This window comes from Arcicella sp. LKC2W (genome assembly GCF_034931005.1).
Lineage (GTDB): Bacteria > Bacteroidota > Bacteroidia > Cytophagales > Spirosomataceae > Arcicella.
Map to the genome: position 1 here is coordinate 270,772 of NZ_JAYGIN010000005.1, position 15,939 is coordinate 286,710.

At 34.6% G+C, this 15,939-nt stretch carries 12 protein-coding genes; 7 read left to right on the top strand and 5 right to left on the bottom strand.

Annotated features, from left to right (window positions below; genetic code table 11):
- Window positions 1-102 precede the first annotated feature (102 nt).
- The 4 genes from VB796_RS06345 (at window position 103) to VB796_RS06360 (ending at window position 4,234) form a co-directional block, all read left to right on the top strand.
- Entirely contained in the window at window positions 103-369 is a 267-nt protein-coding gene (locus VB796_RS06345; RefSeq protein ID WP_323345676.1) for a hypothetical protein, read from the top strand.
- Window positions 370-422: 53 nt separating this feature from the next.
- Window positions 423-1,169, top strand: a complete 747-nt coding sequence (locus VB796_RS06350; RefSeq protein WP_323345677.1) for a DKNYY domain-containing protein — start codon at window positions 423-425, stop codon at window positions 1,167-1,169.
- 571 nt (window positions 1,170-1,740) lie between these two features.
- Window positions 1,741-3,741, top strand: a complete 2,001-nt coding sequence (locus VB796_RS06355; RefSeq protein ID WP_323345678.1) for a PAS domain S-box protein — start codon at window positions 1,741-1,743, stop codon at window positions 3,739-3,741.
- Window positions 3,742-3,787: 46 nt separating this feature from the next.
- Entirely contained in the window at window positions 3,788-4,234 is a 447-nt protein-coding gene (locus VB796_RS06360) for a DinB family protein (protein ID WP_323345679.1), read from the top strand.
- A gap of 96 nt (window positions 4,235-4,330) precedes the next feature.
- Here the strand turns inward: VB796_RS06360 and VB796_RS06365 are convergent, their stop codons facing one another.
- The 5 genes from VB796_RS06365 to VB796_RS06385 form a co-directional block, all read right to left on the bottom strand.
- A complete protein-coding gene (locus VB796_RS06365; RefSeq protein WP_323345680.1) occupies window positions 4,331-4,909 on the bottom strand; it encodes a TetR/AcrR family transcriptional regulator in 579 nt (192 codons plus the stop codon).
- Between the two features lie 66 nt (window positions 4,910-4,975).
- Window positions 4,976-6,097 (bottom strand): MBL fold metallo-hydrolase, encoded by a 1,122-nt coding sequence (locus VB796_RS06370; protein WP_323345681.1) that lies wholly within the window; start codon window positions 6,095-6,097, stop codon window positions 4,976-4,978.
- A 194-nt stretch (window positions 6,098-6,291) separates the two neighbouring features.
- Window positions 6,292-7,218, bottom strand: a complete 927-nt coding sequence (locus VB796_RS06375; RefSeq protein WP_323345682.1) for an aspartate carbamoyltransferase catalytic subunit — start codon at window positions 7,216-7,218, stop codon at window positions 6,292-6,294.
- 93 nt (window positions 7,219-7,311) lie between these two features.
- Window positions 7,312-7,851: a bifunctional pyr operon transcriptional regulator/uracil phosphoribosyltransferase PyrR gene (gene pyrR / locus VB796_RS06380; RefSeq protein ID WP_323345683.1), complete on the bottom strand. Its 540-nt coding sequence runs from the start codon at window positions 7,849-7,851 to the stop codon at window positions 7,312-7,314.
- Window positions 7,852-7,980: 129 nt separating this feature from the next.
- On the bottom strand, window positions 7,981-8,739 hold the full coding sequence (locus VB796_RS06385) for a tyrosine-protein phosphatase (protein ID WP_323345684.1): 759 nt from the start codon (window positions 8,737-8,739) through the stop codon (window positions 7,981-7,983).
- Window positions 8,740-9,203: 464 nt separating this feature from the next.
- Here VB796_RS06385 and glgB point away from each other — a divergent pair, with 464 nt between their 5' ends.
- The 3 genes from glgB to VB796_RS06400 all read left to right on the top strand — a co-directional run bounded on the left by glgB (window position 9,204) and on the right by VB796_RS06400 (window position 15,483).
- Window positions 9,204-11,216, top strand: a complete 2,013-nt coding sequence (gene glgB, locus VB796_RS06390) for a 1,4-alpha-glucan branching protein GlgB (protein ID WP_323345685.1) — start codon at window positions 9,204-9,206, stop codon at window positions 11,214-11,216.
- A gap of 245 nt (window positions 11,217-11,461) precedes the next feature.
- Window positions 11,462-14,269 (top strand): TonB-dependent receptor, encoded by a 2,808-nt coding sequence (locus tag VB796_RS06395; protein WP_323345686.1) that lies wholly within the window; start codon window positions 11,462-11,464, stop codon window positions 14,267-14,269.
- A 1,022-nt stretch (window positions 14,270-15,291) separates the two neighbouring features.
- Window positions 15,292-15,483: a hypothetical protein gene (locus tag VB796_RS06400; protein WP_323345687.1), complete on the top strand. Its 192-nt coding sequence runs from the start codon at window positions 15,292-15,294 to the stop codon at window positions 15,481-15,483.
- Window positions 15,484-15,939 lie beyond the last annotated feature (456 nt).

Genomic DNA, 15,939 nt, shown 5'->3' on the forward strand with positions numbered 1-15,939 from the left:
CTACGTTTTCGGGTCTTGAAGTCGTCTGTGGAGACATAGACAACGGCAAATGACCTATAAATTCCACAAAATCACTAATTTCAACTTTAAAACCAACAAAATATGTTAGACAAAAAAGATTATTCTAAATTGACACTTGAAGAGTTATTGTTAGAAGAAAAAAAGGTAAAACAAAATGAAATCCTTTCTGCGGGATTCATCGGATTTTGTGTGGGCGTAATGATTTTTGGCCTGGTGAAAAATGGCTTTGGTTTCCTTTATATTGTCATTCCGTTAGTCTTAATTTCGGCATTTTACAAAAATTCACAGGTTCAAAAACAAAAACTTAAAGAAATCCAATCCGAAATCCATAACAAAAACACTCCATAGGGTACTTACGGTGTGTTTGCACCTACTATACCAAAATATTTTCCCATCGAAACATGAATAGACGAGATTTAGGAAGCGGCTTTTCAATCATTAAGAATGCAATTATCTTGCAGTTTGACAGCGAAAAATACAAATCATTTTACACTATCATTGATTTTGAAACCTTTGAAGTAATAAAAAGTAATGGCTCAAGTTTTCATTATTTCAAAGATAAAAACAATGTCTATATTGATAGCTACATGGGGGCATTCATGATTTTGACTGATGCTAATCCGAATAATTTTGAAATCCTTGATTTTGATAATGGTTTCTCTACTTCTCAGAAAAATCATTATCATTTTGGTAATAAACTTCCTTATTCCCTCAGCGAAATTAATTCCGTTAATGGATTGTACTGCCAAGTAAATGAGTCAATATATTTCAACTATTCAAAGCTATTAAATGAGGTGGACTTGGCTTCATTTGTTGTATTAAAAGCTAATGAGGTTTCCAATGTCGCTAAAGATAAAAATCACGTTTATTTTCGGGATGAAATTGTTGGTGAGGCTGATTCTGAAACTTTCTCCTTCCTAAATGAGTGTTTTGAAAATAACTATTATCGAGAATGTGACCATACTTTCTATGCAAAAGATAAAAAATATGCTTATTATATTGATACCATCGCAAAATCATTTAAAATAATCAAGTCGAAAAGTTTGAACAAATTTCGCTTTGAAATAAAAGACCAATTAGGCTATGCCTTTGATAATGAGTATAGCTATTTGTTTGGCAAAAGAACACGGTTAAAGGACAAAACTTGAAATAACCAATCGTTAGTGTCGGATGAGTTTCAAATTTATTTAACTTTGTTAAAATAAATCAGAATAAAATAGACCACAGGTTGTACTGATTTACATTAAAGAAAAACGGAATTATGTACTTATTAATGCAAGATGAAATTTTAACCATATTAACCGCTGACGGGGTGAAAAACCGCCGTCAGGGTCCTTCTTCCGTAACCCTGACGGCGGTTTTTCACCCCGTCAGCGGTTCTGCATTAATAGGTATATAGTTCCGAAGAAAAATCATAACTCCGTTAGTGGTATTCCGTTAGGGTAATTCCATTAGGGGTATTAATCTGTTTTATCTGCACAATTTGTAGGCTAATTTTGTCTTGCGATAAATTGTAGATAATTCTGTAATAAATTAACCCAAAACAAGCTTTAATTTGAAAATAAACAAAAATTAACTCCCTCCATTATAAGTAAATATAGCCCCCTTATTTACGAATATCATTCAAGGAATTTACCGCAAATACAAGTTCCAACGTATTTAATAATCACTTAAAAGCCTTATTTTAACAAATTAAGGTCTTTATTTCTTGCATGATATATGAACACTAAAAACAATTTCCCCCCTAATGCTACTGTTGAGAAAACACTTTCTCATGATGTTAGCTTCACCATTTTAGAGAGTAGCACAGATTGTTTGAAAATTATAGATACTGATGGGCGTTTACAATTCATGAATATGAATGGGCAACGCTTGATGGAAATCGAAGATTTTGACCTTTATAAAAGTAAGTCTTTTTGGTGGGATTTGTGGAATGAAGATTACCAAGAAGTAATAAAAAATGCCTTAACACAAGCCTTAAAAGGCAAAATAACTCAATTCACTGCACCTTGCAACACAACTAAAGGAAACGCTAAATGGTGGGACGTTATGGTATCACCAGTCGTAACAAAATCTGGGAACATTTTTCAAATTATATCTATTTCAAGAGATATAACAGAGCAGAAAAAGTACGAAGAAAACCTCCGAAAAACGCAAGAAAAACTACACGGAGGCTTAAAAGTTGCCAATGTAGCCTTAGCTGAGGTCAATTACTTGACCAATACAATTGAACTCTCTCCAGAAGCGGCAATGATGTATGGTTTACCCACGAAGCAATTGAAAATTAGCAGAGAAGAATGGCACAATACTTTTCATCCTGCCTACAAAAATGCTTTAGAAGAAGAAATAGATAAATCGCTAAAGCTAAATAATAGCAATTCCATTGAAGTAGAACACCCAATAATTTTACCCTCTGGTGAAATGCGTTGGCTAAAAGTTAATAAACAAATATTCTTCGACAGCAATAGTACATCACTCAAACCTTTGTACAGTATTTTGGCGGCACAAGATATTACGCAAAAGAAAAAAGCGGAAGAAGAAATCAAAGAAAGTGAAAATCGTTTCAGAACCTTAGCTAACTCTATTCCTCAGTTAGCGTGGATGATGGATGCTCAAGGAAATATTTATTGGTACAACGAGCGTTGGTATAATTATACAGGTACAACTTATGAGGAGATGATGAACAAAGGCTGGCATCACATTCATCATCCTGACTTGATAGAAGGGGTTTTGGCTCATTTCAAAAATGCCATTTTAACAGGGCAAGACTGGGAAGATACATTTCTATTGAAAAGTAAACAAGGGGAATATAAATGGTTTCTTTCAAGGGCTATTCCAATTCGCAATGAAAATGGAGAAATAATGCAGTGGTTTGGAACAAATACTGATATTTCTGTACAAAAAGAAACTCAAGAGGCTTTAAATTTACTGAATGCGTCCTTAGAGGAAAAAGTAAGGATTAGAACTGAAGAATTGGTGGCGAAAAATGTAGAACTCGAACAAATGAATAACGAACTTTCTTCATTTAGCTTTGTGGCAAGTCACGATTTGCAAGAACCTTTACGTAAAATTAGAGCATTCAGCACTCGTATTTTAGAAACTGAAACTTTCTCTGAACGTACAACCGATTATTTCAATCGTATTATTTCGGCAGGAGAGCGAATGCAAAATCTTATCAATGATTTACTCAATTTTTCAAGAACGAATGCTACCGAATTGAACCTCACTCCATGTAATTTGAATGAAATAATTGAAGAAATAAAGCAGTTTTCGGCAGATATTATCTCTGAAAAAGAAGCTATTTTGGATATTGATGAACTTCCAACTATTTATAGTATGAAGACATTTCTATCTCAGCTATTCTCAAACCTTATCAATAATGCGTTAAAATATAGCCAAAAAGACACTATTCCTTATATCAAAATAAGTTCATCTATCATCAGTGGAGAAAATATAAACCTTCCTAATGTTGACACACAAAAAATATATTATTGTATATCAGTGACAGACAATGGAATTGGTTTTGAGCAGGAATATGCCATGAAAATTTTTGAATTATTCAAACGTCTTCATGGTAAAAGTGAATATTCGGGAACAGGTGTTGGACTGACTATCTGTAAGAAAATCGTTAGCCGTTTAAATGGATTTATTATCGCTACCAGCCAACTCAACCAAGGAGCAACATTTACCATTTATTTACCCAAAACGTATGATAATTGAAATGCCAATATTAAAGTAGGCGAATCGCTAAAACCAAACTATCAATATGTTAAATCAAACCTTATATAAACTTTTTCAAAGAGATTTGAATACGCTTTATCAAGAAATAGAGAGCTACCAATCCGAGAATGCTTTATGGATAATAAAAGATGGAATTAATAATTCTGGTGGAAATTTGGCTTTGCACATCATCGGAAACCTCCGCACTTACGTTGGTAAAAATTTAGGGAGTTTTGATTATATTAGAAATCGAGAAGTGGAATTTTCTGCTAAAAATATTCCTCAACAAACAGTGCTGACGATGATTCAAGAAATGACCGAGATTATATTAACAACTTTAAGTCAACTTAGTCAAGAAAGATTAGCCAAGATTTATGAAGAAGAAGTATTGAGTTATGAAATGACAACCGAGTATTTTTTGGTGCATTTACACGGACACCTCACGTATCATACAGGACAAATTAATTATCATCGGAGACTCTTTGACTTATAAAATTGACTGTTTACTCCACAGCATTAAGATTCAATTTTGCGGAACATCTCGAAAGTTCAAACCCATAAGTTATTTCGGAATATTGAATCCTTTTAACTAAGCGATATTGGCATTAACACTTATCATTTCCCAAAGTAATTCAAAAGTATCGCTGATAATTTGGTGTTGTTTTGCCTTTGAAAAATCATTATTTACTAAGTAGTTATTAAGTCCGTAAACCTGACTACTAATAATGGTTAATAATAAATCAATAGGCAAATCCTTGATTATTTTATCAATAATTCCTTTTTGAAGCATCTCAATCAACGGATTGAGATGCTTTTCCATTTCTTCCGAAACAATTTTCGTTAAGTAAGGAGAAGTTTTAAATTGTTCTATAAAACGAAACTCCAATTTATTATCCATCGCCCAATATAGAGCCGACAAATATTGTCCTTTCAAAATTCCCTTTAATGAGTTTTCTATCACTGAATTATCAGCAATATAATTATTCATTTTGCCTTTTGAATCTTTAAATAGGGCAATAATCAAATCGTCCTTTGTCGGAAAATAATGAAACAAAGTACCGTTTGCTACGCCTGCCTCTTGGGCAATTTTACTGGTGGGCGTGCCATGAAACCCAAACTCAACAAAGAGTTTCAGAGCTGCACCAAATATTTGTGTTCTTTTATCCATTCAAAGTAGCACAGGAATCTTTCCTGTGTAGTTAATTATTCACAGGAAAGATTCCTGTGCTACATTTTACTCCACTCCTACCCACCACTGTTTAAAGGTTTGGGTAGTATCTTTCAAATTTACTTGTTCTCCAATAATTGGCGTAATCAAAGGTAAATTTACAGATTTATTTCCTTCGGTAATTCTTTTCAAAGGCTCGTCCCAAGCGTGATTTCCTAAGGCAAATTTAGAAGAATGAACTGGAAATAAACGCTTCGCTCCCAAATCTTTCGCCGCCTGCAATACCTCCTCTGGCATCATGTGAATATATTTCCAACTTTTATCATATTGACCATTTTCTAAAATGGCTAAATCAAAAGGCCCATACGCTTTTCCAATTTGGGCAAAGTGATTATCATAGCCACTATCCCCTCCAATAAAAAGATTGAAAGTTGGAGTTTTCAAAGCAAATGAAGTCCACAATGCTCTATTTCTCAAAATTCCTCTACCCGAAAAGTGCCTTGCAGGAGCAGTATGAGCCACAAATCCATTATTGAGGACAATTTCTTCATTCCAATCTTTTTCAATTATGATATTTTTGTCAAATCCCCAAGACTCAAAATGCTCGCCCGTTCCTAAGCCACAAATCACTTTACCAACCTTTGATTTTAATTTCATTACGGTTTCATAATCTAAATGGTCCCAGTGGTCATGTGAAATAAACAGATAATCAATAGCTGGTAAATCCTCCACAGTATAAGAGTCTGTACCTTGAAATGCTTTGGTTGTAAAGGAAATTGGCGAGGCAGCACCACTTAAAACAGGGTCAACCAAAATCTTTTTACCATCAATTTGTATGAAGTAAGACGAATGTCCAAACCAAACTAATACGTCTTTGGCGGGGTCTAAATGCAATAAATCTATCTTGGTAGAAGGAATAACATCGGTTGGTTTTACCCGTTTTTTCTCTCCAAAAATAAATTCTTTCATCACGGCATAATAACTTACGCCTTCCGTTAAATCGGGCGTTGGATTCAAGTTTTGAAAAGAGCCATCTCTAAAATTTGGCGATTTTTGGATACGTGCCAAACGTTCTCCCGAAGGCATTCTCCCAAACATGGGTTGTTGAAGAAATATGAATACGGCTACTGCCAATAAAACAATTATGGTTAGTATTGAAATCATGACTCTGGAAATAAGTTTTTTCATTTTTGAAAACATTAGACTGACTAAACACTCTACAAATTTAGATAGATTATTAGTCTTACATTTTTTACAAACGAAAAGTTCAAATCATGAGAAAAAATAAAAACCGCATCATTGAAATTTTCAATGATGCGGTTTTTATTTTTGATATTTGTTACGCCGAGAAAAACTAACCCCTAAATCCCAATACCTAAAACCTAATTCTGTCCTGCCAATAAATACAACACAGCCATTCTTACTGCTACGCCATTTTCTACTTGGTCGAGGATGATAGAATGTTGAGAATCGGCAGCATCGGAAGATAATTCAACACCACGATTGATTGGGCCGGGGTGCATAATGACAATTTCTTTATTCAAATCGTCGAGCATTTTTTTATTTATCCCGAAATACAAAGAATATTCACGAAGCGAAGGGAAATATTTAATCTGCTGACGTTCTAACTGAATTCTCAAAACGTTGGCAACATCACACCAAGCCAAAGTTTTCTTTACATCGTGCGAAACCTTTACGCCTAAATCAGTAACGTATCTCGGAATTAAAGTTGAAGGGCCACAAAGCGTAACCTCCGCACCTTGTTTTTTCAAAGCAAAAATATTAGATAATGCCACTCGTGAATGGAGAATATCACCAATAATGGCAATTTTCTTTCCTGCTAAATCTCCCCCTAATTTTTCTCTCATCGAAAATGAATCTAAAAGAGCTTGCGTTGGGTGTTCATGCGTGCCGTCGCCCGCATTGACAATATTGGCAGAAATATGTTTTGATAGAAAGTGAGGAGCTCCAGGACTGGCGTGACGCATCACAATCATGTCCACTTTCATCGCCAAAATATTATTAACGGTATCTAAAAGAGTTTCTCCTTTTTTAACAGAACTACCTGAAGCTGAAAAATTTAACGTATCAGCAGAAAGACGTTTTTCAGCTAATTCAAAAGAGAGACGGGTACGAGTGGAGTTTTCAAAAAAGACATTCGCAATGGTTACATCACGTAAAGAAGGCACTTTTTTAATGGGACGATTGATAACTTCTTTAAACTCACGAGCCGTCGCCATGATGAGTTCAATGTCGTTGGGCGTAAGGTCTTTAATACCCAATAAATGTCTGGTACTTAATTTCTGCATTTTGTTTGGGGGTTAGGGTTTAGGATGTAGGATTTGGGCTTAGAAGCAACCAAATGCTTCTTTAATAAAATCCTATTGCCTAATCCCCAACCCCTAATTATTAGTTATTAACCAAATTTTATCTTCTTCGTAGCCTTGTTCTTTCAACTCCACTAATACTTTTTCAGAATCAAGGGTATTTACTTTTTTACCTACATAATCCGCATTGATTGGAATGTCTCGGTTATAAATTCTATCAACTAACACACACAAATCTACTTTTTCTGGACGACCAAACGCAGTCATCGCATCTAAAGCAGAACGCACCATTCGTCCCGTTGCCAGAACGTCATCAATCAAGATAACTTTCTTATTTTCAATAACAAAAGAGATTTTGGTTTCGTTGGCTTTCACCAATTCACGACGACGGAAGTCATCACGATAGAAGGTAGCATCCAAAAAACCAATTGGAATTTTCCTATCAATAATTCGCTCTAATTCGTTGTGAACACGTTTGGCAAAATGAATACCTCTTGGTTGAAGACCAATGATAACGGTATCGGCAAAATCCTGATGGTTCTCTATCAATTCCTGACAGAGACGGCTGATGGTAATTTCCAGAAGTGGACTTGAAAGAATGAGTTTGCGTTGCATAGCCCACAAAGATAAATAAGAAGTCGTTTAGGATTGTTCTTTTATTTAAAAAATTTGTAGAATGGCAAACTCTCAACAATCAAAAAGAGGTGTGTTAATGACATTAATACACCTCTTTTATCTAATCTGCTAAATTCTATTATTCAAAATTTCTCCTGCCCGCAAAACAGTTTGGTACATGGGCGAATCCATTGTTTTTTGTAACATTTCGATGTGTTCTTCTTTGTGGCAATCTGTCCCCAAAAAGCTAATCATCTGAGCAACTGACAGATACTCAGCTAATTCACGAGATTCATTGCCATAATATCCCGAAAAGGAATTAATATTTACCTGAAATAAAATACCCGTTTCATATAATTGATGAACCAACAAACGGTCACGCTGTAAATAGTTATAGCGTTCTGGATGTGCCAAAACAGGGATATATCCTCTCCGAACAATTCTTTTAATTACCTCAAAAAGTTGTTTGGGTTCGTGCAGATGTTGCGTTTCAAAAAGTAAATATCGTTTTTCATCCTCCGCATTGAAAGTCATTAATTCATTTTTAGATAGCAATTCTTTCAAGAAAAAAGCATCCAAATAATATTCTGCTGCTGCTTCAATTTCTACATCAATGTGTTGTTCTTCAAGATGTTCTCTTAAAACCAATAAATGTTGTTGTATTTTATTGGGCGTATTAGGATAAAACCCTGCCATGATATGCGGCGTTAGGATTAATTTCTGAAAACCTAAATTTCTCAATGCAGCAATCATACTCACACTTTCATCTATATTTTTCGAGCCTTCATCCAAAGCTGGCAATAAATGCGAATGAACATCTACACGAAGAGGAGCGATTGTTAGTCTATCAGGTCGTTTCTCTCGATTTCTCAAAAAGGTTAGCCGCATAGTATTATGTGTGGTTTTAGGTTGGTATGTGTAAGTCTTCAATAATCAATTTATTAGCAACAATTTATTCGAAATTTGCCCTAAAAAAGCATCAAAAATCAATAATTTATTGTTGTAATGATGATAGCGATTATGTCCTAAAACGAGCAAAAAACGTGCCTTGCTCATTTTTTGAGGGAAAAATAATTTATTTAAGCCTTTTAGCTATAATATCTATTAAAGCTCTTTTTTGTTATTTTTATGGCATTATCTTTGTGCAAATAGGCTTCCTTTAAATTTAACTTTTTTTATAATTTATTGTACCTTCAAAGGAATACAACAAACAAAAAAATCTTGAATTCTCAATCATAAATTAGAGAGTATTACAAAAGAAATTTTATCTTTACGCATAGACATCAATTCTGAGTGCTAAAGCAGAAAAAATCATAATAATCTCATTAAAATTCCCATTAACCATAAATAAAATGGCAAAAACGTCAAAAAAAACTTCTGAAATAGCTGAACCAACTAAGAAAAAGGCGACTAAAAAAGAAGTCGAAACTGTTGCTCAAGAAACTCCTACTTCACCCGTCCAACTCAAAAACGTAGAAGTATTTAGTCGTTTCTCAGATTTTGACATCGACCTTTTCAAAGCAGGCAAACATTATCGTCTTTTTGAAAAATTCGGTTCTCATATAACTGAATGTCAGGGTGTTCGAGGAACTTACTTTTCAGTTTGGGCTCCGTCGGCAAAATCAGTTTCGGTCATTGGTAATTTTAATTATTGGGACAAAGACTCACATCATCTTTTTGTACGTTGGGATTCTTCTGGCATTTGGGAGGGTTTTATTCCTCATATTGGGAAAGGAGAAACTTATAAATTTTGTATCCAAACGCAAGATGGTCGTTTCTTAGAAAAAATGGATCCTTACGCTCAAAGCTTTGAAGTTCCTCCTCGCACGGCTTCAATTGTTTGGGACAACTGGTATGAATGGACGGATGCAGATTGGATGGCAAAACGTCATAAAAATAACTCTTTGGCATCGCCAATGTCGGTTTATGAAGTTCATGTGGGTTCTTGGAGACGAAAAGAGCATGACGAAAAATTAACTTTTGTAGAACTTGCCGACCAATTGGTACAATACGTAAAGTACATGGGCTTTACGCATATTGAATTTATGCCAATTATGGAACACCCTTACGAACCATCGTGGGGTTATCAAGTTTTAGGATATTTTGCTCCGTCTTCACGTTTTGGTACACCTCAAGACTTCATGTATTTGGTTGAAGAATGTCACAAAAATGACATTGGAGTTATTTTAGACTGGGTTCCGTCTCACTTCCCAGGTGATGCTCACGGCTTATATGAATTTGACGGTACGCATTTATACGAACATCCAGATATGCGTAAAGGTTATCACCCTGACTGGAAATCGTATATTTTCAATTATGGTCGCAACGAAATTCGTAGTTTCTTGATTTCAAATGCTATTTATTGGTTAGAACGTTATCATGCAGATGGATTGAGAGTTGATGCCGTAGCTTCAATGCTTTATTTAGATTATTCAAGAAATGACGGAGAGTGGGAACCAAATATTTTTGGCGGAAATCACAACCTTGATTCTATTTCATTATTCAAAGAACTGAATGAAACTGTTTACGCACAGTTCCCTGATATTCAAATGATTGCCGAAGAATCTACCTCGTTTACGGGTGTTTCTCGCCCAATTTATACAGGTGGTTTAGGCTTCGGACAAAAATGGATGATGGGCTGGATGAATGACACCTTGAAGTATTTCGAGAAAGACCCAATGTACCGCAGACATCACCAAGAACAATTGACTTTCTCGACGGTTTATGCCTTCACTGAGAATTTCATGTTGCCTTTCTCGCACGACGAAGTTGTTTACGGAAAACACTCGCTTATCGGAAAAATGCCAGGTGACGAATGGCAACGTTTTGCCAATTTGCGTTTGTTATTTGCTTATATGTTTACCCACCCAGGTACAAACTTAATCTTTATGGGCGGTGAATTTGGACAAACGTCGGAATGGAATTTTGAAAAAGGTTTAGAATGGTGGTTAACTGATTTTGCTCCACACAAAGGCGTTCAAGATTTTGTGAAAGCACTCAACAATTTATACAAAACACAAGCAGCTTTATACGACAAACAATTCTCGCACGAAGGTTTTGAATGGATTGATACAACTGACCGTGAAAATTCAATTGTGGTATATGCTCGTAAAGGAAATGACCACAAAGACCAATTAATTGTGGTATTAAATATGACTCCAGTGCCAAGACCTGATTACAGAATTGGCGTACCAATGCACGGTGTTTGGGCGGAAGTGTTAAATTCTGACGACCAAGCTTTCTGGGGAAGTGGCAAAGTAAACCAATCTGCCCTGATAGCCGACGAAATAGCTTGGCAAGGCAAAGCATATTCAATTGCCATTACCGTTCCTCCACTTGGTGCAGTGATTTTAAAAGTTCAGTAATTTATACCTGACTTATCTCAAAAAATGGCATAATCGTCTCAGATTATGCCATTTTTTTTGAAATTACTCTTAAAAAATTAAACCTTGCACAAGCAAATTTGTCTAACCTTACTCAGAAATCTCTCATCGTAAATTTATTATTTCAGTTTTGATTTAAAGTATATTAAAGCTCTTTAGACTCTTTCTCAATTATCAAATCAATTCTAAACAATTATCTTAAAAGCTTGAATATAATGTTTCATAACATGAAAAAACTTATCTTTTTATTATCCTTCTTTACCTTCAGCACCTCTATCCTAATCGCACAAACTTCCATAAGTGGAGAGGTTCGTGAATTGGCTACTCAAAAAACATTACGAAGTGCGTATGTTTCACTCGTAAATATCGCTGATTCTTCCCGCAAAAGGACTATTCCGACCGATGCCGTAGGGAAATTTCAATTTTCGCCCGTCAGAAAAGGAAGTTATTCGCTTCGAGTTTCATTTTTGGGTTATCAAGAATTTAGAAAAAACATTCAAGTATCTGGCGATGAAGCCGTTAAAGTTGATTCAATTTATTTAATTGAAGATAGCCAAGTGCTTAACGAAGTCAAAATTGTGGGGCAAGTTGCTGCCGTTATTCAGAAAAAAGATACGCTTCAATTTAATGCCAAAGCCTACAAAGTAAATCCCGATGCCAATGCAGACGAATTAATTGAAAAAATTCCTGGAGCAATTGTTGAAAATGGCAAAATGCAAATTCAAGGCGAAGAAGTTAAACAAGTTATGATTGACGGCAAACTTTTTTTCGGAAAAGATGCCACCGCCGCCATGAAAAACATTCCAGCCGAAGTAATTGATAAAATCCAAATCTTTGACCAACTCAGCGAACAGTCACAATTAACAGGTTTAGACGACGGCAACACCACCAAAACCGTCAATATTACCACTCGCCCAGACATGAGAAATGGCATTTTTGGGAGAAATTCATTGGGTTTTGGTACAAATGACACCTACAAAGGCAATGCAAGCATCAACCGTTTTAAAGGAAATAGCCGCCTTACCGTATTGTTACAAGCAAATAATATTAATCAGCAAAATTTTTCTTCAGAAGACTTGATTGGCGTTTCAAGTGGTGCGGCTCAATCACGGAGAGGTGCAGGTGGTGGAAATCGTGGCGGTGGACAAGGCGGGGCTGGTGGAACTGACAATTCTGGAAATTTTTTGGTGAGCAATCAGCCTGGTTATAACACAACCAATGCTATCGGCTTAAATTACTCTAATGAATGGGGTACAAAAGTGAAATTTCAAGGTAGTTATTTCTTAAATCAGTCCAATAATTCTATCATTGAAAGCACTTTTCAACAATATATTCAAAGTAATAATGCTGGACAAACCTACACAGAATCAAGTAATTCAAGTACGAAAAGCCTAAACCATCGAGCATATTTCAGGTTAGAATATAAAATTAATGACCGAAATTCTTTAATTTTTACGCCAAATCTTAGTTTTCAAAATACCGATGCAAATTCTGGCTATGACGGCGTAACAAGCCTGCCTACCAGCAAATTAAACGACGTTGTCAATAGAAATATTAGTGCAAACAATGCCGTTAATTTTTCAAATAACATCTTATTTCGTCACCGTTTTGCCAAAATGGGAAGAGCTTTAACATTAAATATTACAACAACTTACAACGACCGAAACGCTAATAATCAACTGAGGTCAACCAATAATTTTTATGGAGTAAACCCTTCATCAAAAATTTTAAATCAAAATTCAAATACAGATGCTAAAGGTTTAGGATTTTCTTCAAATTTATATTACTCAGAACCTTTAAGTAAGCAAAGTTCGGTTTTTGTAAGTACAAGTTTCGGGTATAATGAAAATCAATCCGAAAAATACGCCTACAATTTTTCCGACTCAGAACAAAAATATAATCGTTTAGATACACTTTTAAGTAACGTTTTCAATAGCGATTATTATAATTATAGAGTCGGAACGGGTTTTAGGCAATTCTCAAAAGCAATGAACATTTCTGCCGAAGTCAGATACCAAAATGCTCATTTAATGAACGAACAAATTTTCCCGAAAGCCTATAATCTCGACAAATCATTCAACAATATACTACCCTCTTTTTCAATGCGTTACAATATAGATGGCAATGCAAAATCATTGCGTTTCAATTATCAAACACAAACGCAACAACCAAGTATTAGTCAACTGCAAGAGGTAGTCAATAACAATAATCCACTGAGACTTTCAACTGGAAATTCATCATTATCACAAGAATATCAACATCAATTATCGTTGCGATATACCGCTACCAGCCCAACAACTTTTTCAAATTTTGTAACTTTGATGAGTGCAAATTTTGTGAAAGGAAATATTACCAATAGTAGTTTCATTGCCACAAGAGACACCATTATTAGTAAAGAAATTATATTAAAGGCTGGGTCACAATTGTCACGTCCTGTTAATTTAGACGGTCAATATTCAGTGAGAGGATTTATGTCTTATGGTTTTCCTGTAAAAGCTCTTAAAATGAATATTAACACCAATATTACCGCTAATTTCAGCCGTACACCAGGGCTTATCAATACGGTTTTGAATTATAGCGATGCTCAAAGATATGCCTTTGGTTTAGTGTTAAGTAGTAATATTAGTCCAAATGTAGATTTTACCATTTCTTCTAACTCCAATCTTAGCTATGTTCAAAACACGATTTCTTCAAGTTTGAACAATAATTATTTCAATCAAAACCTAAAAGTAAGATTAAACATTATTTTCTGGAAAGGAATCGTTTTCAATACCGATGCCACTTATTATTCATATTCTGGACTTTCATCTTCATTCAACCAAGCTTATACACTTTGGAATATGGCAATTGGAAAGAAAGTATTTGCGAAACAACAAGGAGAAATCAGACTATCGGTATTTGACTTATTAAAATTAAATACCAGCATTCAGAGGAATATCACCACAACTTATATTGAAGACTCGCAGTCGAATGTTTTACAGCAATTTTTCATGCTTACATTTAGCTACAACTTAAAGAAATATTGGAAGAGTTAAAATCGTAGAGATATGAACAAAAAAAAACCTTGAATCCGCCAATTCAAGGTTTTGTAATTTTTTATGGTATTAGGATTATTTAAAATCTTCTTAGGCTAATTTATATTCCTTACAATTTTGATTCTTAGTGGAAAATTTCAGTTTTATCACTTACCGCCATAAATTTTAAAACCAAAACTTTCCTCGAATCGTGTCTTGCAACTTCATTACCGCCATAATTTCGTTGTTTGACTCTACAAAATTAACATACATTCAGAAGTTAAAAAACATTTAACTTATAATTTTTCCAAGAATTACACGAAAAAAGAATTAAGCATCAAAAGCATCAAAAATCTAATGCGAATTTTTCACTTTAGGCGTTTACCCTTCAAAAAATCACTTTTAAACACTATTTTAACACCAAAAATGTCATTCAAGTAATATAAATTATTACAATCGCAGATAAACCATTAAGATTAACGAAAATAGTTTGTTGTAATATTTCAAGATTCCTATATAAAACTTCACACTAAATTTTCTCCTTCTGAGATAGTTTTTTATCACTTCCCATATAGCTATATAAAAAAATAAAGACTCAGTGCATAGCTCCGAGCCTTTACGCAATCCGCCTAAGTAGTTATCTTTCGGGAAAACCCGCAAGCTCTACGGCTTGAATGTCTTTTATTTAATAAACTATTAAAACTCTCTAAAATGTCTTGTAAATACAAAAAGACAACACTCCTCCAGTCCTGCGTTAATGCAATGAATTGTTGGAATCTTGTCTCATGTTACTTGGCGGAAAAATGGTTAAAAATTATTGATTTAAAGAGGCAACTAAGTGGCGGCTCAGTTACCAGAACAGAAACGTAGTTGGCGGACTACGCTCCAAAGGTGAATAAGTAAAATGGCGGCTTTACGTATTCAAATATCTTTACACTATTATTCTGATATTCAATCGAACAACAGCGACACAATGATTCATATTGAACCAGTTGGAACAAATGCCAAGAAAGTTATAAGGATTTAAAACAAAGAAGAAAAATATGCAAGGCCACTTAGACAGGCACAAAGTTTTTCTCATCCTAACATCTGGCGGAATGTTGCTGAGTAATAGAAATACTTCAAATATTATGCCAAAAAAGGTTTTTTACTTAAAAGCAAGACATAAAAATATGGAAGTTTTTAAAAATCTGAGAGTTACAGAAAAAAGGCTTTTAGAAGAAAAAAATCCTTGAAATAAGGATTAGCACTTTGAAAGTACGAATTCTCAAAATTACCATTTGTCAAGTTTCATGCCAAATAAAAGAAAACCCCAAAGATTTTCATCTTTGGGGTCATTTTTAAGGGTTCGGGTTATCCCGATAGCTAATCTACTTATAAACTTCTTAGACAAATTACGATTTTCACAAATGAGCCGCCACTCACTGTAAATAATCTCTTTGTTAACACTCTATAAATGTTAGAATTAATTAGAAACGCTTTCCGCCAAAAACATTTCCTCTTAATTCTAAGCTTATTTCAGAAGTCTTTTCTTCTTCAATAAGTTTGTTGTATTATTCTGTATCCGTAATTATAACGGCAACTCTAAAAGAAAGTCACACCGCAAGTAACAAGATTTTTAATGTAATTTTTTCGAGAAAATGGCATCATTCTTTTATGTCGCTTGTCGTACTTTTTTTTCAATCAACATA